Here is a 20986-nt window from a genome sequence, read left to right as displayed (position 1 = left end):
TACTGGCATCCTCATGTGGTCCTGACAGCAAATCCTGATCCCGAAATTACTTGATCCAGCGGTTCAAGGTAGCTGGTCCCACGCCCAGATCAGCAGCGATTTCAGGAATGGGCCGACCACTCACTTCTACCAGCCGTACCACTTCCCGTTTAAACTCTTCCGTATAATGTTTTCGACCCATGAAGTCCTCCTCAATTTATCGTATCAGAAGGCTCTCCAGTTTTCCTGAGCCAGTCCAAAGGGAGATCTCAATCACGTATATGCCCACTACGACATCATCCAATGTGCGGAGTATTGGGCCGTAATGTTGTTGACCAGTCTGGCTGGTTTCCACCCCTAAAGTTATCGCATTTAGGGAGATGATAGATATGATTGTGTATTCCCAAGCCTTACTTTCGATGATCGCACGAAGTTTTTCTCGCATCGTCCATGTACCGAGACATTACGTTAGGGAATGATAATTAAAACTCCGAAACCGGCTGTTTTTATGTTTCTGCAATAACCAACTCAGAAAAACACCAAGAAAGAGAACAGTTCATTATGCTTGGGTCTAAAAATATACTTCACTCTTAGACAACTCCAGATTTCCACCAGGATTTTGTATCTGTCGTGCGAGTTTGAGAACCAATATGAAAGACTGTTCGGCGGAAAGTAACCGCAACGATGACGACTTGAGGGCGAGTATCAAATGGCAAAAACGACGAAGGATGACATAACCCGGTTTGTCATTGCCCAGGACCCGGTATTTTCAGAAGTGGTACAGGAGCTCTCACAAGGTCAGAAAACCTCGCACTGGATCTGGTTCATCTTTCCTCAATTACGTGAACTGGGTCGTTCTTCAACCGCACATTTCTTTGGCATTGCCGATCTTGAAGAAGCTCAGCGATACCTTGCTTATCCTCTCTTGGCCTCGCGGCTGCGTGGATGCAGTGGGTTACTGCTCAAGCACACTGACCTCACTTCCAAGCAAATCCTTGGTGAAATCGACAGTTTGAAAGTACGCAGCAGTGCAACACTCTTTGCATATGCTGCAGATGATCCAACAGTGTTTCATCAGTTGCTCGATCAATTCTATCAGGGACAGCCGTGCGAACTCACCGTGGATGCTCTTAAGATGCCATGGAAGACCTAGTATCTCGGCAGTCCTATAATCTCTGAGCACTCTTCATTTTACCTCTCTGACGCACAATACCGTGTTCCGTCTTTCGCCAGTAATGCGGTTTTATCGCGAACTCAATAAGGGCCTTGTAAGAGGCGATGCACCCAAGAACCCAATAGAGTGGGATACTTGCAATCTCCCAGGCTCGAGGGCAAAAGCCGCGCTTTGCACTGCCTTGTAAGACCGTAACAACAGAGCCGCCAAGACCAAAGAGGAAACAGAACATGGCATAGATGCTGAAAGCATCAAATGCTTGCATTCCGGTGCTGTAATAGTTCAGAGCAAGCTTTCCAAACATCCAAACTGTACATGGTGCAGCCCATAGACACAGCATGCCGCCAAAGAATGTTAGGAGCAGCAAGGCAAAGTTTTTCAGGCCGAGCTGCTTGTAAGCCAACCTTGGATTGCGCAGATGAACGGCCAGCGTTTGTATCCATCCTTTATGCCAGCGGGTACGTTGGTGTAGCCAGGCTTTGAGCGTAAGCGGCGCTTCTTCAAAAGTGGAGCTGTTTAGCGTGCGTGTCTTAAATCCTTGCCGCGCAAATCTGACTGCCAGATCCGCATCTTCTGTCACGTTGAATGGATCCCACCCGCCAACTTTCCGCAATGCGCTGACACGGAAGTGGTTGGATGTCCCTCCCAGAGGCAGCAGAAGGTTTTTGCGAGACAGAAATGGTAGGAAGACATCGAAGAGTGCCGCATATTCAAAAGCAAACTGGCGGACCAACCAGCTTTCCTCGGCGTGATCGATGGACAATGCAGCCTGCAAGCAAGCGATGTCATGGCCCTCAAGCGCGAACTGGCAAATGGCTTTTTTCAGTTGCTGTGGCTCAGGCCTGTCCTCTGCGTCAAAAACCGTTACGAACTCACCTTTTGTCGCCGTAAGGCCAACGGAAAGCGCACGAGGTTTGGTCTGCGGTTTTCCGGGAGGCAGGATGATCATCCGCATTGATTTCTTTAACAGTTTGCGGAGGTTTTTCTGTGTCAGCTCATCATCTTGCTCGACCAGAAAGATCACATCGAGCGCATCTTTCGGGTAATCCAACGCATCCAGCCCATCAACCAATTGGCGGCAGATTGCTGACTCTTTGTAAAGTGGGACAAGCACGGTGTAGTGCGGCCACTTTTCCAGCTTTGGGACAGTGAATTCTTGCCGGTCAGAGTAGGTGAAGAAGGATGCAAGGCGAAGTAACCCTGTGACACCGAGTGATAAAGTCAGCAGAATAAAGAGGCCCCAGAAAAATACGTCAAACGCAAAGCCAGCTGTTCCCAGAAAGATGATTGGAGAAACTGTCAGCAGCTTTCGCTGTGAAGGCAAAAAGCGATACACTGCCGACATTGAAACATCGTCTTGTGCCAATGCGTTGGCGCTGGCCGTCGTTACCGTCAACGCCTTTTGGTACTTCGGTGTCACCACCACAATCTTGCTCGTGGCTTCATCAAAATAGCCTAGAGCTCGCTCAAAAGCCTCTAGCTGGTGCCCAAGTGGTGCTGCTGCGAAGACGACCTTTTGATTGAGGTCCAGTGCAGGAACAAACAAAATCCCTTCAGTCTCGAATGGTTTTAGCTTTTTATCAATTGGCGCAATAGCTGACAGGCTGCCATCAGACGCATAGCGGACATTCATTTTGCCGGAAATTCCCCAGTAGAACACTGAGGCATCGAGAAATCCTTGTTCAATTAGATAATTGCTGGTGCACTTGTCTTCCGCCGTCATCCTGGACTTTGCGAAATCAATCAAGGCCTCGGAGCAATTACATTGCAGCAGGACTTCCCGTTCCAACGCATTCTTCAGACGCACAAACTTCGGAACATATTGGCCTTTCTGTGAAGGCTTGGGGATATTTTTGATAAGAGGTCCAGCACGTTCATGAGGCGTAGGATCATCGATGGATTGCTCTAGGGGAGTAATCGCTGTCATGCGGCTTCGCAGGGCTTGTCCCGCTTCAACCGAGCGTGTGCTTTCAATACAACCAATCGAAAGAGATAACGAACGTAGAGTATTGGCCTGTCGTACTGAGAAAGGCAGCCCATTGCCTACTGATATCTCGGAGTATTCCTGACAGCCCTTTGATACCCCGGCCCTTGTTAATCTAGGAAGCTGATCTTCAGTTACGGGCCTTCCCCTTACGCAGACATTCACTTAGTATCTCCTTGAGAATTTCCCGTTAGGCTTACGCTCTGTTGCAAACTGGATTGGATAGCTTTTGCGTTTCCCCATATTCTTCATATTGCTGATTTTATGTAGTGCCCAGCCGCTCATTTTCGCGGCGTCAAATGCTATGGCACAGAATGCGAATGGCTCAGATACCTGGGAGATTTCCCAGAGCTCTCCATTGTTGGGAGGGGGAAACAGTGGCTCTGAAATTGGAGTAAGGTCCCGATCAGGCTCCTCTTCGGTAACCATCCCTTTGTTCTCTGGCGGGCAGTCCGGTCTTGCAACAACCGGTAAGGCGCCGGAGCGGATACGCTTTATTGCTGCAGATAACTTTCCGCCCTTCATTTTTCGCGATAGTGAAGAGCGTTTGATGGGTTACAACGTAGATCTTGCCCGTGAGATCTGCCAGAGCCTTAAGGCCGCTTGTAGCCTCAAGATCATTCCATTTAACCACTTGGCCAATACGGTGTTTAATGGTGAGGCCGACGCTGTCATTGCCGGAGTGAGCATGACGCCGGATACTCTTGAGAAACTGTCATTTTCTCAGATTTACATGCGTTTTCCGGGACGCTTTGTTGTTGGCAGGAACAGTACGCTGGAACCTCTGCCAGAAACTCTGGGCGGAAAGCGCATTGCAGTTGTCGAAGGGTCACGTCATGAAGCATTTCTGGAACGGTTCTTTACGGACGCAATTGCTGTTCCATTTGAAAATGAAGAGCTTGCCCGAAATGCCTTGTCAAAGTCAGCTGTAGACGCCTTGTTTGGCGATGGAATGAGGCTGTCATTCTGGCTGGATACACGCACTGCTGACGGATGCTGCAAGTTTGCAGGAGGGCCGTGGCTGGATCCGAGTTACTTCAGCGGCGGATTGGCGATTGCAACAAAGGCAGGCAATACCAAGATGTTGAATGCAATCAATCTTGGTCTTACCCGCCTTCAATCCAACGGTCGTCTCGGGGAACTCTATCTCAGATATTTCCCCCGCGGTTTCTTCTGATCATCTCACTTTAGGTGTGCCGTCTTTGTTGACGCGACTGGAAAGCCAACCTTGCACATGCGCTAAAGCCTTGAAGGGTAACATCAATGCCCAACCGAGCTGGCGTGGTTCTTTGCCCTGAAACTCGCTTAGGCCGAAGGTGATGTTCTCCTGACCGCCTTTTGGATCATTCACATAAGTGGAGAATAACCTGTCCCACCAAGGGAAGTTGAAGCCATAGTTACTATCGGTTTCGATTGGACGGGTGGAGTGGTGGATGCGGTGCATGTCCGGCGTCACGATCATCCAACGCAGGATACGGTCTGCTTTGTCAGAGAGTTTGATGTTTGCGTGATTGAACATAGCGGCTGCGTTGAGGACAACTTCAAAAATCACCACAGAGAGAACGGGTGCGCCGAGGAATGCGACGACGATCACCTTCCATAACATAGAGACCGCAATCTCCAGCGGATGGAAGCGCAGAGCTGTTGTCACATCAAAGCGTGGATCGGTGTGATGGACCTTATGCAAATGCCATAGGAACGGAACTTTGTGGCTGGCGACATGCATGGCCCAGACCGCAAAATCGAGTGCGAAGAAGGCAATTACGCCCGCTATAACAGGGTCGATTGCCAGCCAGTGCGCAAGACCAAACCCTTCCACCTGCGCCCAGTAAGCCGTTGATACTGCTGCAAAAGGCAAAGCGAACCGTAGCATCAGAGTATTGATTATCGACAGGAGAAGGTTGGTTGACCATCGCCGCGGCCGCTCCTGGCTCTCTGAACGCCTTGGGATGAAGAATTCCAAGAATGCGAACACTAAGAATGCGCCCGCAAATACTCCCAGGCGAATGACGCCTTCTTCCATGATAGATTCCGTTCGATTAGCGCACATCTTCTACGCATTTATATTAGTTAATTTGAATATGGTGCTTATTGAAGACGGGGACAAGTAAATTTCCTGTCACTTTTGTCGTGAAAGAGGCGCTAAAATAGCTTCATGACTGAGATTTTATGGACACGTCCTGAAGGTGAGTGCCATGGCACTCTTGTGTTGGCTCATGGTGCGGGTGCGCCGATGGATGCCAATTTTATGAACCGGTTTGCGGAAGCTGCGGCTGCGAATGGCATTGCTGTTGCGCGGTTTGAATTTGCTTACATGGCAAAACGCCGGGAGACAGGCAAGAAGGCTCCTCCTCCGAGGGTGGACAAACTCATTGGCGAATTTCAGAGCGCCATGCAGGATATTCTTGAACAGACTCAAGGCCCTGTCCTGATTGGTGGCAAGTCCATGGGTGGGCGTGTTGCTGCGATGTTGGCGGGTGGAGATAGCCTACCGAAACGTATTGCTGGTGTTGTTTGTCTTGGGTATCCGTTCCATACAGAAGCGAAGAAAGAGCTGGCGGACTGGCGGCTTGAGCCGTTGCAGAAATCCACTCGTCCTATCTTGATAGCGCAGGGTGACCGGGATCAGATGGGGCATCAGGCTGAGGTGGAAGCTGTTGATTTACCTGAGTTTGTTCGGCTTTTCTGGCTGGAGGATGGAAACCACGATCTTGCCCCGCGCGGTGCTTCTCCTGCGACCTGGAAAGGCAATATTGAGCAATCTGCGAAAGAGACCGCAGAGTTCTTTAAGTCGCTGATTTCCTAATATTTTTAGCCCTGCACCTTATTGTGTGGGGCTTTTTTTTGCTCAATTTATTGCGGAGTTTTTGAAGTGAGTGATGTTGTTTGGACTGCGCGTCAAAGTGGATGGGTTCCCAAGTCAGATGATGCGCGAACGCCCTATGACGTTGATTATGCCCGCATCGTTCATTCTCACGCATTCCGTCGCCTCCAGGGGAAAACCCAGATCCTCAATCTGGGCGACAGCGACTTTTATCGCACCCGTTTGACCCATACACTGGAAGTTGCGCAGATCGCGTCGGGCATCACGCGCCAGTTTCGGGCGTTCTTCAAGGATCATCCGACCTACGACTACATTCCCGAAGAAAGCCTCGTAAAAACAATCAGCTATTGTCATGATATCGGGCACCCGCCTTTTGGGCATGGGGGTGAAGTTGCGCTGAATTACTGTATGCGCGATACCGGCGGGTATGAGGGCAACGGCCAAACTCTGCGCATTGTTTCCCGGTTGGAGAAGATGTCGGCCAAACATGGGGCTGATCTGACGCGGCGGGCATTACTGGGCATGATGAAATATCCGGTGGCCTTTTCCCGGGTTCATAATCCAGAGTTATCCCCGCGACTTAACCCCAATACCTCTGCAGTGAGCCTGATTGATCGCAAGCGTTCTGCTCCGCCAAAATGCTTCATGGATGGGGAACAAGAGATTGTCGATTGGGTGCTGGAACCACTCTCTGAGCGAGACCGCTCGCTGTTCTGCAGTTTTGAATCCAAGAACGGCAAGCACGGAAAATCCCGTTTTAAATCATGGGATTGCTCCATCATGGATCTGGCTGATGACATTGCCTATGGGGTCCATGATTTTGAAGATGCAATTGCTTTGGGGCTGGTTCGGGAAGAGCAGTTCCGGGAGGATATCTCAGCAGAGGTTTGCGCGGCATTTTTGGATGATCTGATTGAGAGCAATCCGGAGAAGTATACCGGCAATGCCTATGAGCAGATGATTGCTGGGCTGTTTGGCAATGCCAATCGGCGAAAGCAGTTCATCGGTAAGCTGGTTCACTTCTTTATCGTGGCTGCTCAGATCAAGATAAGCGAGGTCTTCAGCGAGCCGCTTTTGAAGTACAAAGTGGTGCTGCCAGAAGGTCATAATAAGGTGCTTGAAGCCCTGAAAGGCTTTGTGTTTGAACGGGTTATTCAAGCACCAAATGTGCAGCATCTTGAGTTTAAAGGACAAACCATGGTGGTGGCTGTCTTTGAAACCTTGATGAGCGAGCCAAAAGCCTTCTTGCCGGAAGAGGTTTATACTGACTTCGAACAAGCTGAAGAAGGTTCACGGATCGTCTGTGATTACGTGGCAAGCATGACGGATATGATGCTTCTAAAAACCTATGATCGGTTGTTCAGCCCGCGCATGGGATCGATCTTTGACCGTGTGTAGTTGCGGTTCTCATTCAATATCAATGAGTTAAAGAAAAACGCTGCCAGAGATTTTCTGACAGCGCTTTTTTGTGCGTTGGTTTGCGTTTTTTACGCTTTTCCTGAGCTGTTGTGTCATGCAGCATTCATGGTCATTCACACTGCCAGCCACAACTTTTTATCTGAGCGAATTCTTGTCGCTTGTTTGAATCCAATCAAGCGGAACGCGCTTTAGTCCTTGAACACTATGTTCGCGTCCAGCTCATAATCCTTGGAGCAGAAGTCGCACATGATGTGGACGGTTCCTTCCGCCTTCATCTCGGTTTTGTCTGCCTCAGAAAAGTTCTGCATCATGGCGGTGATCTTTTCTTCCGAGCAGGTGCATTTATCTGCCATCTCCTGCGGGGAGAAGACGGATGCACCACGTTCGTGGAACAAGCGGTACAGAAGACCTTCGACAGTCAGGCTTGGATCGATGAGCTCGTCATCTTTTACGGTCTCGACCAGCGAGCGCGCTTCAACCCAGGCATCGTCTTCATCAATCTCGTGAGCTTCGTGTCCTTCTGGCGCGTCGCCCGGATGGATGTCGGCCTGTTTGAGACGATCCAGAGACTGAGGCAGGAACTGAACCATGATGCCGCCAGCAGCCCAGGAGTGATCAGCGCCACCCTCTTCGGCTTTGGTCAACACTTCAGCCACGCCAAGGCGGACGAATGTCGGGATCTGCTCTGACTTCTGGAAGTACTCGTGAGCCGCCTCTTCCAGGGTGGTGCCGTTCAGGACCACGATACCCTGATAGCGACTGGTGTGTGCGCCCTGATCAATGGTGAAGGCCAGATGGCCTTTGCCGAGCAGGTGGTCTGGTTTGAACCCATCTTTGGCTGCAACTTCGGCGACCTTGTCTTCGCTGAACTGCGCCATAGCACGCAGCCCGTCGGGCGCGTTGAAATCAACAACGAGCGTGGAGACTGCACCATCGGTCTGGGCTTGCAAGGTCAGGCGACCTTCGAATTTGAGGGTACTGCCAAGCATGGCTGTCAGGACAATTGCCTCTGACAGCAGCTTGTTAACTGGCGCAGGGTACTTGTGCCGCGCCAGCATAGAGTTCAGCACCGGCCCCATATTGATAACCCGACCGCGAACGTCCAATGCTTCAACAGCAAAAGGAACAACAGCGTCAACGCCAGCGGCGGTCGGTTGAGCAGGTGTATTTGTCATTTTACTTTTTTATCCTTCAGGCAAAGCACCCATGCACCACGCCATAATGCCTTTTTGGGCGTGGAGTCGGTTTTCTGCCTCGTCGAATACCACAGAATGCGGGCCGTCGATCACCTCATTTGTCACTTCTTCCCCACGATGCGCAGGCAGGCAGTGCATAAACAAAGATGAATCGTTGGCTTCGCTCATCAAGCGTTCATTGACTTGATAAGGAGCCAGCAGGTTATGACGCGTTTGTGCTTCGTCATCGCCCATGGACACCCAGCAGTCGGTGATAACACAATCACTGTTTTTCACAGCAGCAAACGGGTCGTCTGTTACTGAGAGTTCAGCACCGGATGTATAGGCCTTTTCGATCCATTCAAGAGGTACTGTCAGTTCATTTGGTGCGGCGACGTTAATTTTGAAGTCAAATTTCGCTGCCGCTTCGATCCAAGAGTAAAGAACGTTGTTGCTATCGCCCACCCAGGAAACGGTTTTACCCTTAATGCTTCCGCGGTGTTCTTCGAATGTCATGATGTCGGCCATGATCTGACAAGGATGCGAAACCTTGGTCAGGCCGTTGATGACGGGAACACTAGCGTATTCTGCCAGTTCTCTCACAGCATCATGGTCCAGCATGCGGATCATGATCATGTCAACAAAGCGAGACAGAACACGGGCGGTATCAGGAATGGACTCGCCGCGGCCAAGCTGCATCTCAGCGCCTGTCAGCATCAGGGTTTCGCCGCCAAGTTCCCGCATGCCTAAATCAAAGGAGATGCGGGTTCTGGTGGATGGCTGCTCAAAGACCATGGCGAGCACTTTGCCTGCCAGAGGGCCCTGCCCGCGATGAACACCATTGCGGGTGGCTTTGATCTGATTGGAGACCTTCATAATCTGGCGAAGGTCATCGCCTGAAAAATCGCTGATATCGAGAAAGTGCTGTGGTTTTGTCATAGTGGTCATTTGGCAGTCTCGGCAGTTTTCAGCTCGGTTTCCATGTCCGCAGCAGCGGCTTCAATCTTTTCAACGAGCAGGTCAATTTCTTCAGCGGTAATGGTCATTGGCGGCATAATGCGGAGCACATTGTCTCCGGCACCAACCGGCAGCAGGCCGTTGTTGCGCATGTGGGCCAGCACCTGTGTGTTTGGCACTTTGCATTTCAGGCCAAGCATCAGGCCTTCGCCGCGCACCAGCTCAAACACATCACTGTGCTGATCAACAGCGCAGGCCAGCTTCTGCTTCAGCTGCAAGCCTTTTTCCTGAACAGCTTCCAGGAAGCCTGGTTCCAGAACCGTTTCCAGAACAGCATTCCCAACAGCCATCGCCAGCGGGTTGCCGCCGAAGGTGGTGCCGTGAACGCCAGGAACCATGCCACTGGCCGCTTCATTGGTTGCGAGGAACGCCCCCATTGGGAAGCCGCCACCGATGCCTTTTGCAATCGCCATTAGATCCGGTGCAACGCCTGCCCACTCATGGGCAAAGAGTTTGCCGGTTCTGCCAACGCCTGTCTGGATCTCATCGTAGATCAGCAACAAGTCATTCTCATCACAGATCTGGCGCAGACCTTTCAGGAAGGCCGGGTCCATGGTGCGGATACCACCTTCACCCTGAACAGGTTCCAGCATGATCGCTGCAGTTTCTGGTCCAACGGTCTTTTTGACTGCATCCAGATCACCAACCGGTACCTGATCGAAACCTTCTGGCGCAGGGCCGAAGCCTTCGAGGTACTTTTGCTGGCCACCAGCAGCGAGCGCTGCCATGGTTCTGCCATGGAACGCATTTTCAAAGGTGATGATGCGGTTCTTTTCAGGGTTGCCCTTGGCAAAGTGATAGCGCCGCGCGGCCTTCATGGCCCCTTCTGTTGCTTCCGTCCCGGAGTTGGTGAAGAACACAACATCAGCGAAGGTGTTGTCTGTCAGCAGCTTTGCAAGCTTCTCACCCTCAGGAATTGTATAGAGATTGGTGACGTGCCACAGCTTTTCAGCCTGAGATTTGAGCGCCTCAACGAGCTTTGGGTGTGCATGACCCAAGCCGGAGACGGCAATACCTGAAGCACAATCCATGTATCGTCGACCATCAGCCGCAATCAGCCAGACACCTTCCCCACGCTCGAACGCGAGGTCTGAGCGTGCATAAGTCTGCATTAGCGACGAAGTCGTCATTTCTTACTCCTCATGGATTGAGCTTTCTCGATATGCTCAAAAGTCTTGGTTGCTACAAAAACAAAAAAACGCCGTGTGGCGTTTTGAAACTAAGAGAAGCGACATATAAACCGCGTTCCCTCAGGGCAGTCAATAACACGTATTGCCAGCAATACCTTACTCCCGTTCAGGAATTGGCTGCCAGCCTTGTGTGTCTCCCTCTGGTGCCGTTCAAACAGGCTGCTACCGGAAGAAGCATGCATTGTGGCATTTTTAGAGGATAGAGTAGAGATTAAATCCCATGCTCTATGACCAGTTTTTTTCCACGGTTCTTAAGGTTTATTCAATACACCTCTAGCGTGTACTACGGCATATGAGAGAGGAGTGCGCTTAGTTCTTGTATTATGCAATTTGTAGTTTACTAGTGTTTTTTACTAGTTGTTTTTCAGTGGTAAATATATGTATTAAATATCAACGGGGTAACGCTATCAACTCTTACTTTAAGTTGGAAAGAATGCGGTGGAACTTGGTTTAACAAACAGCTCCTATTCTTTAGATTGATAATCTTCTCCCACCACAACACGGCTGTTATAGGTAAGTAGTAGTACGGCAATTCTGGGGAAAACCAGAGTCTTCCCCACCTCAATTCTTTGAGGTTGTTGCTCGTATCAACGCCCATATAGTACTGTGTGTTAAGAGTTATACACCATCTCGTAGTTACTGAACGCTGCAAGCACACACGCTCAGGTAAGCGGCACTTTCGGATGCGTCCGAACTGAGCGAATGCTGTTTTGCGCGCCACTGAAGGAAGACGGGGCCCTTTAATGAGCTGGACAGCAGAACGTGTAGAGTTACTAACCAAACTTTGGGCAGACGGGTTAAGCGCCAGTCAAATCGCGGGGGAACTTGGCAATGTGACCCGTAATGCGGTGATTGGTAAGGTTCATCGCCTTGGTCTTTCAGGTCGCGCTAAGTCGGGAGGCGGCGCAACCAAAACGAGAAAGGTGCCTACCCCAACGGCAAGGGTTGTCACTTCAACCAAACCAACAGTGGCTGAAGCGATTGCAGCTGTTGCGCCTTCTCCAAGTCCCCGACAGATTCAGCCAACAATAGCAGGCGCCAACGCCCTTAAAGTTGAACCGATTGAAGCTATCCAACCAGAAATTTCTCCAGTCCCAACCTCCGATCTCTTTATTCCGGTTTCAGAACGCGCCTCCATCCTGACATTGAATGAGCGCACCTGTAAGTGGCCGATTGGTGATCCGAGTTCTGACGACTTCTATTTCTGTGGGCGCCAGTCAGATGCAGGCACACCTTATTGTGCGCATCACCGCAGCATTGCCTATCAGCCCGTCAGCGACCGCCGCAACCGCCGCGCAAGCTAATCTGAGCTGAAAAAGCAACGTATTGAGCCGGGTCCGAAGCCCGGCTTTTTGCTGTTTTGGGGGTTGCCAGCTGCTAATGTCGGTGACCTGTAGATATGAGAAAACCGCCCTTGGGCGGTTTTAGATTTCCTTTTGTGCCTTAAACACTTACCCAACAGCGAACTGGTCGTTAAAAGCGTATCCGGCGCCCCGGACAGTGCGGATCGGGTCTTTCATGCGGCCTTTGTTGATGGCTTTGCGCAGGCGGCCTACGTGGACGTCTACGGTGCGCTCATCTACATAAACATCATGGCCCCAGACTCCATCCAGCAGCTGTTCACGAGAATACACCCGGCCCGGTGCGCTCATGAGGAACTCCAGCAGGCGGTATTCTGTGGGGCCGAGGTGGATTTCACGGCCTGTTCTGCGCACGCGGTGGGTTTCGCGGTCGAGCTCGATGTCGCCAGACTTGAGCATTGTGGAGACAACTTCTGGCAATGCACGGCGGAAGATCGCACGAACACGGGCCATAAGTTCCGGAACGGAGAACGGTTTGACGACATAATCGTCAGCCCCGGTTGCCAGACCGCGGATGCGCTCGGATTCTTCGCCGCGCGCTGTCAGCATGATAATCGGCATGCGCTCGGTTTCTGAGCGTGCCCGCAAACGACGGCAGAGCTCGATGCCGGAGAGGCCCGGAAGCATCCAGTCCAGCAGCAGCAGGTCCGGCTGGCTTTCCTGTAGGAGGAGTTCCGCCTCATCTCCTCTTGCGCACACGTCAACAGTGTAGCCCTCTGCTTCAAGGTTATAGCGCAGCAGCAGGCTTAGCGGTTCTTCGTCTTCTACAATCAATATCTTAGGCATATTAAAGTGCTCTCTTTGCACCTTCTCTTATAAAGCAATTGCGTGTGTTCTGCTCGTTATAAGTGAATTCGGTCTACACGGTTGTACTCTGCGCCAGTTCGTCCGTCTTTGGACGATCTGTTGGAAGGTGACTTCCGGAGATCATGTAGTAGATGTTTTCTGCAATATTGGTTGCATGATCACCGATGCGCTCAATATTCTTCGCGCAGAACAGTAGGTGTGCGCACATGGTGATGGAGCGCGGGTCTTCCATCATGTAGGTGAGCAGCTGACGGAACAGGCTTGTGTAAAGTGCATCCACTTCGTCATCGCGAACATGTACGCGCTGGACAACTTCAAGATCGCCAGAGGTGTAGGCGTCCAAAACGGCTTTGAGCTGCTCAAGCGCCAGATCAGACATGTGCTCAACGCCCACAGCGAGCTGTTTGTTGTTGAACTCAGATTCAATCGCCAGTGTTCGCTTGCCAATGTTCTTGGCCATGTCGCCGACGCGCTCCAGATCGTTGGAGATGCGCATGGCGGCGATGATGTCGCGCAGGTCGCTTGCCATTGGCTGGCGGCGTGCGATCACGGAGATGCACAGCTCTTCCAGCTCGGCCTGCATGTTGTCCAGGCGCTGGTCGGCGGCGATGGTGCGGGTTGCCAGTTCGCGGTCCTGCCTCAGCAGTGCGGTGACAGCGTCGTGAACAAGGGTTTCTGCCAGTCCGCCCATTTCAACGACACGTCCGGCCAGTTCTTTCAGCTCTTCATTGAAGGAAGAGACAATATGATCTTTCATCGGATATCTCCTTAGAGTACCGCTCTTTTATTCTTAACCAAAACGGCCTGTGATGTAATCCTGCGTGCGCTGGTCTTTGGGGTTGGTGAAGATGTCGTTGGTCAGCCCCTCTTCCACCAGATTACCCAGATGGAAGAACGCGGTGCGCTGGGACACACGTGCGGCCTGCTGCATGGAGTGGGTTACGATGACGATGGTGTAGTTCTGGCGCAGTTCGTCCATCAGCTCTTCCACTTTTGCAGTGGCAATCGGGTCGAGCGCAGAACATGGCTCATCCATCAGGATCACTTCCGGAGACACAGCGATTGCGCGCGCGATGCACAAGCGCTGCTGCTGACCACCGGAAAGGCCTGTGCCCGGCTCGTCCAGACGGTCTTTCACTTCTTCAAACAAACCTGCACGCTGCAGGGAACTTGCGACGATATCTTCCAGATCCGACTTGCCTTGTGCCAGACCGTGGATGCGTGGGCCGTAAGCCACGTTCTCAAAGATTGATTTCGGGAACGGGTTTGGCTTCTGGAACACCATGCCAACACGTGCCCGCAGTTCCACCACATCAATGCGCGGGTCGTAGACATCGTCGTTGTCCAGGAGAATGTCGCCTTGCACGCGGCAGATATCGATGGTGTCGTTCATGCGGTTCAGGCAGCGCAGGAAGGTGGATTTTCCGCAACCGGACGGGCCGATCAGCGCGGTCACCTGATTTTTGCGGACATCCAGATCGACACCATGAAGGGCCTGTTTGTTGCCGTAAAACACTTTTACATCGCGGCCACGCATCTTGAGTGTTTCGCCTTCAGCTGAAATGGCTGGAGGGGCGCTCATCATTGTATTCATTGCACTCTCGGTGTCTGTGGTCATTTCCAATGCCATGATCTTGCCTTTCAAATCACCAGCGGCGCTCAAAACGTTTACGAAGGACGATTGCGATTGCATTCATCGAGATCAGGAAGCCGAGCAGCACCATGATCGCGGCAGAGGTTTTCTGCTGGAAGGCAGGTTCCGGGAAGTCTGCCCACATGAAGATCTGAACTGGCAGCACTGTAGAGGGATCAACCGGGCTTGCCGGGATGTCTACAATGAAGGCCACCATGCCGATCATGAGAAGCGGTGCGGTTTCGCCCAATGCCTGCGCCATACCGATGATGGTTCCGGTCAGGATACCTGGCATTGCCAGTGGCAGCACATGGTGGAACACAGCCTGCAAGCGGGAGGCCCCGACGCCGAGTGCGGCTTCGCGGATGCTTGGCGGCACGGCCTGAAGCGCTGCGCGGGAGGCGATGATGATGGTCGGCAGAGTCATGAGCGCCAGCACCATACCACCGACGACCGGTGCCGATCTCGGTAATCCAAAGACGTTGAGGAACACTGCCAGACCAAGCAGGCCAAACACAATGGACGGCACCGCAGCCAGATTGTTGATGTTCACCTCAATCAAGTGGGTCCAGCGGTTTTTGGGTGCGAACTCTTCCAGATAGATCGCAGCAGACACACCAATTGGGAACGAGAGGGACAGTGTGACGAGCATGGTCCAGAAGGAGCCAACGGCTGCACCCCAAATGCCTGCCATCTCCGGCTCACGGCTTGCACCGGACTTGAAGAAGATAGAGTTCCACTCGTTTGCGACAGTGCCTTTGGAGACCAGATAGTCGGTGTAGGCGATCTCTTTATCTGAGAATTTGCGGAAAGATTCTGGCGTTTCTAACTCTTCAATGCCCCACTGACCAGCAGGCACGGCAGCATCCGTAGACAGCGGAATAAAGGCTGTTCCGGTGACGCTGGTCGGTGTTACCTTTTCTGCTTTAATGGTTCCGCCGTTCACCTCTACAAAGAAACTTGGCATGTTGGCGTTGAGTGTGCCGCCCGTCCCGATGTTAGCAAGGTGGCCCTGCAGAGTAACCAGTTCAGCTTTTTGCTTTTCCAGTGCGCTCATGATCTTGACCAGAGCAGCTTTGTTACCTTCGACCTCAGAAGTCAGTCGCTGCGCAACGAGAGGATCTTTCTCATTGGCCAAGCGGGTCTCTAAGCCTGAGATCTTTGTATTCACGCTGATTTGTGAACGACCACGCGCTTCGATCTTGCCTGTCAGCAACTCGATCTCGCGGTCATAATAGGTCTTCAACGCTGCAAGGATCTGGTCAAACTCAGCTTTCTCCGCGGTAATGGTCACCTGACCTTCCGTGCCAGAAACCGTTGCTGCGCTTGAGCCGGCGATCTCGGTTTTCTTCGTGATCAAGCCTTTGACATAAAGGTCAGCAAAGTCGGAGAGCGGGATCGCAACCGGACCAGTCCCACCCAGCATGGAAGGATCGGCTATCGCTTGCTTTTGCAACGTGACATTGGCACCGGAGGACACAAGAGAGTAGAGCACACGGCGGTTTTTACGGTCAGATGCGAATGGCAGCTCTGCCTTCAGACCGTCGCGAATGATCTTGTTGTAGCTAGCGCCAGCCGGGTTGGCCGGATCGACTTTTTCCGCACTTAGATTGAGCGGAACGCTTACGTAGTTGTAAGTGAAGGCTGGCAAGCCTGAGCCGACAATTGTGAAGAGCAGCAGAACCAGAAATGTTGCGGCCAGTGCGATGGCACCCATGCCGTAGGCTTTGAAACGCGCTTCCATGCTGTAGCGCTTTTTCAGGCGCTTGCGAGCTTCGTCTGTCGTATGGACGCCGGAAGGAATGCCTTTGACACGCCCGCCAATGGCAGAACCGGCAGTGTCCTGAGCGATATCAATCATACTGTTCCCTATATTTCTTCACGACGCGCAGAGCGAAGATGTTCAGAGCAAGTGTGATGCAGAAGAGGAGAAGACCGAGTGCAAATGCTGCGAGTGTTTTCGCGCTGTCGAATTCCTGGTCACCGACCAGCAAGGTGACGATTTGCACGGTCACGGTTGTTACAGCTTCCAGCGGGTTTACCGTTATGTTTGCGGCAAGCCCTGCAGCCATCACCACGATCATGGTTTCACCAATGGCGCGGGAGATGGCGAGGATCAGAGCGGACACGATGCCCGGAAGAGCGGCTGGCAGAACAACCCGGCGGATTGTTTCCGACTTGGTTGCACCAAGACCGGCAGAGCCATCGCGCAGTGACTGTGGCACCGCGTTGATCACGTCGTCAGAAAGGGAGGAGACGAACGGAATGATCATAATGCCCATGACAAGGCCAGCGGCCAGTGCAGATTCTGAACTGACTGACAGGCCGATGCTTTCGCCCCAGCCACGGATAAAGGGTGCCACAGTCAGCGCCGCGAAGAAGCCGTAGACCACGGTTGGAATACCGGCCAGAATTTCCAGAACCGGCTTTGCAATGGCACGCACTGGCGTGCTTGCATAATCGGAGAGGTAAATTGCGGAGAGTAGACCAACAGGTGCGGCCACGAAAATAGCAATTGCTGTGATCAGCATGGTGCCAACCAGAAGCGGGATTGCACCGAAGATTTCAGTATTGGCTTCGCCGTGCTCGGCCCCTGCCCCTTCAAAGGCGCTTTGCGGGCTCCAGTGAGTTCCGAAGACGAAGTCCAGAATTGGGATCTGGCGGAAGAACATCAAGCTTTCAAAGATAAGCGAAAGAACGATGCCAATGGTGGTGAAGATCGCAACAGCAGAACACAGGATCAGCAATCCCATGACGGTGCGCTCTACAAAATGACGGGCTCGCATTGCCGGTGTGATGGTGCGATTGCCGTACCACAGACCACCAGCAACCAGAGCGATGATCAGTGTTGTTTTCAAAAAGAAGGATGTTTGCGCAAGCGAGCTGAACACTTCTGCCGCCTGCTCTTTGCCAGCATCTGAGAAGGCCACAATGCCGCCGAATGCGATGGCGCGCGCGTCCCGCAGAAATGCCTGAAGTTCTGCTTTGGACAGCCCTTCGACAATCTCGGCCTTTGCACTGATCACCATTGTATCAAGCAAGCGCGGCTCAACGACTGCCCATGCAATCAAAAGGACAAATGCTGGAAGGGCGGCCAGAATGGCCAGGTATCCACCATGGTAGCTTGGACGGGAATGCAGTGCAGAGAGCTGACGACCAGCAACCTGCATCGCCCGGAAACGCCCGTAGACATTCGCGGTTACGAAGACCAGTAGAAGAAGGGCAGCGTAAGTCCAGAACATTTGTTGTTTCGCCTTATCTGGCTTTAATTTTTGGAGGATGCAGGAAAGCGGTCAGCTGGACATGCTGACCGCTTTCTTAGCGTTTGCAATTAGAATGCAAGTGGTGTCAGCGCTGATGCAGATTTGGAAACTGCTGCACGGTCAGCTGCTGGCATCGGGATCAGACCTTTGTCAGCCAGGTAACCTTCGTCACCCCAAGTGTCTTCATTGGTGAACTCACCGAGGTATTCAGCGATACCTGGGATTACGCCAACGTGCTCTTTCTTGATGTAGAAGTACAAAGAGCGGGACACTGGGTAGTCGCCTGCAGCAATTGCATCAAATGTTGGTGCAACGCCTGCGATGTTTGCGCCCTGGATCTTGTCAGCGTTCTGATCAAGGAAGGAGAAACCGAAGATGCCGAGTGCATTCGGGTTCGCATCAAGCTTCTGAACGATCAGGTTGTCGTTCTCACCAGCTTCGATGTACGCGCCATCTTCACGGACTTCGTGACACGCTTTTTTCTTCAGACCGAGGTCAGCAGCACCTGGCACCATTTTACAGCCGCCCTGCATTGCCAACTCGGCAAATGCATCACGGGTACCGGATGTTGGTGGAGGGCCAAGCACTTCGATCTTCGAGTTAGGAAGGGAAGGATCGATGTCGGACCAAGTCTGGTATGGGTTTGCAACCAGTTTGCCGTCGACCGGAACTTCTTTCGCAAGAGCGAGGAAGATCTGAGCCAGTGTCAGGTCCAGCTGAGTGCCAGCCTTGGAGTTCGCAAGAACGATGCCGTCGAAACCAACGGTAACTTCTACTGGAGTTACGCCAGCCTCATTACACTTCACCAGCTCCTTGCCTTTCATGCGGCGGGAAGCATTGGTGATGTCAGGAGTGTTTTCGCCAACGCCTTCACAGAAGAGCTTGATGCCGCCGCCTGAACCAGTGGATTCAACAACTGGTGTTTTGAAGTTTGTCTTCTGACCAAACTGCTCAGCAACTGCTGTCGCAAATGGGAAAACAGTGGAAGAACCAACGATCTGGATCTGGTCACGAGCCTGTGCGGAACCAGCAGCAATGGTACCTGCGAGAGCGAGCGCTGCAACGCTTGCGAATGCCTTGATTTTCACCTGAAGTCTCCTGGGAGTCTTGGTTTAAGAGCGCGTTGCGTTCATAATATTCACACAACGTGCTCTCATCTTTGCTTGAGCGAATTCTTTTCGTTTGATTGAAACCAATCAAACGGAACGCGCTCTAAACTGTTTAACTACGTTCACCTCACAGCGCCCCGGCTGCGAGCTGGCTGTAACCTAGCGTTTGGCTGTGATGGTTATATGAACGTTGCGTATCAGTTTTATGACATTGCAAGTGTTTGAATTTATTAGATTATTTTAATCGATATCATTTTCATCATAAATAACAGCGCCGGGTATGAACACGCGGAAGCAGGCGCCTTCATCTGGTTTGCTCTCAATTTCCAGGCGAGCCCTGTGCCTTGTCAGAATGTGTTTTACGATGGCCAGACCGAGACCTGTCCCTTTCATCTGACGGCTCGTAACCACGTCAACCCGATAGAAACGCTCGGTTAACCGCGGCAGGTGCTCAGGATCAATACCCGGACCGAAGTCGCGGACCTCTGCAATCCAATGTGGTGTCTCAGTAGAATCAGGGTCCAGACGGCATGTGACATCGACTCGGCCCCCGCTGGAACCGTATTTCAGCGCGTTTTCGATGAGATTGCTGAAGACCTGTACGAGTTCGTCTTTCTCACCGCGAATCTCGGCAGGCTCCTCAGGCACATTCACATTCACCTCAACACCCGATTCTTTCGCAACCGGGAGCAATGTTTCCACGGAGTGGCGCATGATCAGGCTGAGATCCACGAGGGTTTCCGGCTGAACGTGCACCTTCATCTCAATGCGGGACAGAGACAGAAGATCGTCAATGAGGCGGCGCATGCGCTCTGCCTGATCCAGCATAATACCGAGGAACTGGTCCTGTGCCTTCGGGTCGCCCTTGGCTGGGCCCTGCAGAGTTTCAATGAAGCCTGTCAGTGATGCCAGCGGGGTGCGCAGCTCATGGGAGGCGTTGGCGACAAAATCGGCCCGCATCCGCTCCAGGCGGCGCGCTTCGGTCAGGTCGCGAATGACAACGAGAATGAGGCCCGGACGTCCGCGTGGGACGGCGAGGTTTCCGCTGGAGACGGACCAGAGCGGCGCGATGTGCGCTTCCAGCCAGAGTTCCATCGGCACTTTCTCGGTCCAATCAATGACTTCTGTAGAGCCGCCATTGGAGACACGGTCCAGCGCTTCCAGCAGGGATGGTGCGCGGATGCGGAAGGACAGGGGATCGCCAACCGCAATGGTGCCAAAGCGGCGCTGTGCAGCGAGGTTCACGTATTGGGTGGTGCCACGATAATCGACGACAAAGCACGGGTCCGGCAGAGCATTGACGGCGGACTTCATGCCGCGGTCGACGATCTCGCTGGCTTCCTTGCGGCTGACACCGCTTGGTGCTTTGACCTTGGTGCGGCTTTTCATGCCGCCGCCGATGACCAGAACAAAAATGAGGGCGTATGCGAAGAACGAGGCCCAGACGGGTACGTCGAAGGCTATGGAGAAGAGAGCAAAAATGCCGGCAGATGCCAGAAGGATCCAGCGCACATCAACGGGTTTGCGATAAACCGCACGCCGGTTGAGACCTAATCTCAACGGCTCCTGATTGGCCTGCTTTTCTTCCTTGTCGGTATCCAGGGACATACGTGCCACTCTCTAAACGCCGCTGTGCGTTTACGTTGTTTTTCTTTCAAGACTGGCCGAGAATTTAACAGGGCCAGCATGACATTCTCGCGACGGCGGCACCTCATTTCTTCAGTTTTCCCAACTGGAGATTGTCAAAGACGTAGCGAAACCAAGGATCTTAGAGGGCCTGCGCCCAAGGGCAAACAATGTTTATCCGCTGAGATCGTATCGACGAGTTGCTGCGGTTATATATTTAGCAGGTTTAACAAATCAAGCAGAAGAGAATGATCAGCCCCACTTGAGTGGTCCGGTTTGAAAGTTAGTGCATGACTGGCCTTTGGTCTACTGGAATGATTACTTCAGGAGCCGGTGGGCGGAAGTTCAGCGCACTATGGGGGCGTTTGGTATTGTAGTGTATCCTCCACCTTTCGATGATTATTTGGGCTTCACGCAACGAGTAA

General features: G+C 52.4%; 20 protein-coding genes. 5 read left to right on the top strand and 15 right to left on the bottom strand.

The genetic code is table 11. The features are described 5' to 3' along the window. Positions 1–46 precede the first annotated feature (46 nt). Positions 47–181 (bottom strand): transposase, encoded by a 135-nt coding sequence (locus PsAD37_RS27420; RefSeq protein ID WP_084407683.1) that lies wholly within the window; start codon positions 179–181, stop codon positions 47–49. A 15-nt stretch (positions 182–196) separates the two neighbouring features. Then, positions 197–424, bottom strand: coding sequence for a hypothetical protein (locus tag PsAD37_RS07545; protein ID WP_063295623.1), 228 nt, complete (start codon positions 422–424; stop codon positions 197–199). A gap of 264 nt (positions 425–688) precedes the next feature. Here PsAD37_RS07545 and PsAD37_RS07540 point away from each other — a divergent pair, with 264 nt between their 5' ends. After that, positions 689–1132 (top strand): DUF1810 domain-containing protein, encoded by a 444-nt coding sequence (locus PsAD37_RS07540; RefSeq protein ID WP_063295622.1) that lies wholly within the window; start codon positions 689–691, stop codon positions 1130–1132. Positions 1133–1145: 13 nt separating this feature from the next. Here PsAD37_RS07540 and PsAD37_RS07535 read toward each other — a convergent pair whose 3' ends face one another. Further along, positions 1146–3080 (bottom strand): glycosyltransferase, encoded by a 1935-nt coding sequence (locus tag PsAD37_RS07535; protein ID WP_208991757.1) that lies wholly within the window; start codon positions 3078–3080, stop codon positions 1146–1148. Between the two features lie 361 nt (positions 3081–3441). Here PsAD37_RS07535 and PsAD37_RS07530 point away from each other — a divergent pair, with 361 nt between their 5' ends. Then, entirely contained in the window at positions 3442–4314 is an 873-nt protein-coding gene (locus PsAD37_RS07530; protein WP_063295621.1) for a transporter substrate-binding domain-containing protein, read from the top strand. On the opposite strand, the gene PsAD37_RS07525 is transcribed toward PsAD37_RS07530, so the two are convergent. Beyond that, the gene (locus PsAD37_RS07525) at positions 4315–5160 is read right to left on the bottom strand and encodes a sterol desaturase family protein (protein WP_063295620.1); all 846 of its coding nucleotides are present in this window, start codon (positions 5158–5160) and stop codon (positions 4315–4317) included. Between the two features lie 132 nt (positions 5161–5292). On the opposite strand from PsAD37_RS07525, the gene PsAD37_RS07520 reads away from it, so the two are divergent. Then, positions 5293–5943: an alpha/beta family hydrolase gene (locus PsAD37_RS07520; protein WP_063295619.1), complete on the top strand. Its 651-nt coding sequence runs from the start codon at positions 5293–5295 to the stop codon at positions 5941–5943. A 66-nt stretch (positions 5944–6009) separates the two neighbouring features. After that, a complete protein-coding gene (locus PsAD37_RS07515; RefSeq protein ID WP_063295618.1) occupies positions 6010–7359 on the top strand; it encodes an anti-phage deoxyguanosine triphosphatase in 1350 nt (449 codons plus the stop codon). Positions 7360–7568: 209 nt separating this feature from the next. Here the strand turns inward: PsAD37_RS07515 and PsAD37_RS07505 are convergent, their stop codons facing one another. From PsAD37_RS07505 to PsAD37_RS07495, 3 genes are read right to left on the bottom strand one after another with little or no spacing between them, the layout of a single operon-like run. After that, on the bottom strand, positions 7569–8555 hold the full coding sequence (locus PsAD37_RS07505) for an Hsp33 family molecular chaperone (protein ID WP_063295616.1): 987 nt from the start codon (positions 8553–8555) through the stop codon (positions 7569–7571). Positions 8556–8564: 9 nt separating this feature from the next. Then, positions 8565–9503 (bottom strand): ornithine carbamoyltransferase, encoded by a 939-nt coding sequence (gene argF, locus PsAD37_RS07500; protein ID WP_063295615.1) that lies wholly within the window; start codon positions 9501–9503, stop codon positions 8565–8567. Further along, positions 9500–10702, bottom strand: coding sequence for an aspartate aminotransferase family protein (locus PsAD37_RS07495; protein ID WP_063295614.1), 1203 nt, complete (start codon positions 10700–10702; stop codon positions 9500–9502). Before PsAD37_RS07495 ends, argF begins: the two co-directional genes overlap by 4 nt. A gap of 803 nt (positions 10703–11505) precedes the next feature. Here PsAD37_RS07495 and PsAD37_RS07490 point away from each other — a divergent pair. Beyond that, positions 11506–12066: a GcrA family cell cycle regulator gene (locus PsAD37_RS07490; protein WP_063295613.1), complete on the top strand. Its 561-nt coding sequence runs from the start codon at positions 11506–11508 to the stop codon at positions 12064–12066. Positions 12067–12213: 147 nt separating this feature from the next. On the opposite strand, the gene phoB is transcribed toward PsAD37_RS07490, so the two are convergent. The 8 genes from phoB to PsAD37_RS27415 all read right to left on the bottom strand — a co-directional run. Next, positions 12214–12909 (bottom strand): phosphate regulon transcriptional regulator PhoB, encoded by a 696-nt coding sequence (phoB, locus tag PsAD37_RS07485; protein WP_057464917.1) that lies wholly within the window; start codon positions 12907–12909, stop codon positions 12214–12216. Positions 12910–12982: 73 nt separating this feature from the next. After that, a complete protein-coding gene (phoU, locus tag PsAD37_RS07480) occupies positions 12983–13687 on the bottom strand; it encodes a phosphate signaling complex protein PhoU (RefSeq protein WP_057464916.1) in 705 nt (234 codons plus the stop codon). 33 nt (positions 13688–13720) lie between these two features. Beyond that, positions 13721–14515: a phosphate ABC transporter ATP-binding protein PstB gene (pstB, locus tag PsAD37_RS07475; RefSeq protein WP_206599763.1), complete on the bottom strand. Its 795-nt coding sequence runs from the start codon at positions 14513–14515 to the stop codon at positions 13721–13723. A gap of 61 nt (positions 14516–14576) precedes the next feature. Further along, entirely contained in the window at positions 14577–16424 is a 1848-nt protein-coding gene (gene pstA / locus PsAD37_RS07470; protein WP_063295612.1) for a phosphate ABC transporter permease PstA, read from the bottom strand. Further along, positions 16417–17805: a phosphate ABC transporter permease subunit PstC gene (gene pstC / locus PsAD37_RS07465; RefSeq protein ID WP_063295611.1), complete on the bottom strand. Its 1389-nt coding sequence runs from the start codon at positions 17803–17805 to the stop codon at positions 16417–16419. The genes pstA and pstC overlap by 8 nt, the downstream gene beginning before the upstream one ends. Positions 17806–17894: 89 nt before the next feature. Further along, positions 17895–18914, bottom strand: coding sequence for a PstS family phosphate ABC transporter substrate-binding protein (locus tag PsAD37_RS07460; protein WP_063295610.1), 1020 nt, complete (start codon positions 18912–18914; stop codon positions 17895–17897). Between the two features lie 261 nt (positions 18915–19175). Then, complete coding sequence (locus tag PsAD37_RS07455; protein ID WP_057464913.1) at positions 19176–20543, bottom strand: ATP-binding protein; 1368 nt, start codon at positions 20541–20543, stop codon at positions 19176–19178. Between the two features lie 301 nt (positions 20544–20844). Beyond that, a partial coding sequence (locus PsAD37_RS27415) for an integrase core domain-containing protein (RefSeq protein ID WP_153039653.1) occupies positions 20845–20986 on the bottom strand: 142 nt, incomplete at its 5' end.

It is taken from the genome of Pseudovibrio sp. Ad37, assembly GCF_001623075.1.
In the GTDB taxonomy this organism is placed as follows: Bacteria; Pseudomonadota; Alphaproteobacteria; order Rhizobiales; family Stappiaceae; genus Pseudovibrio.
This window is presented reverse-complemented; position numbering and strand designations above follow the sequence as displayed.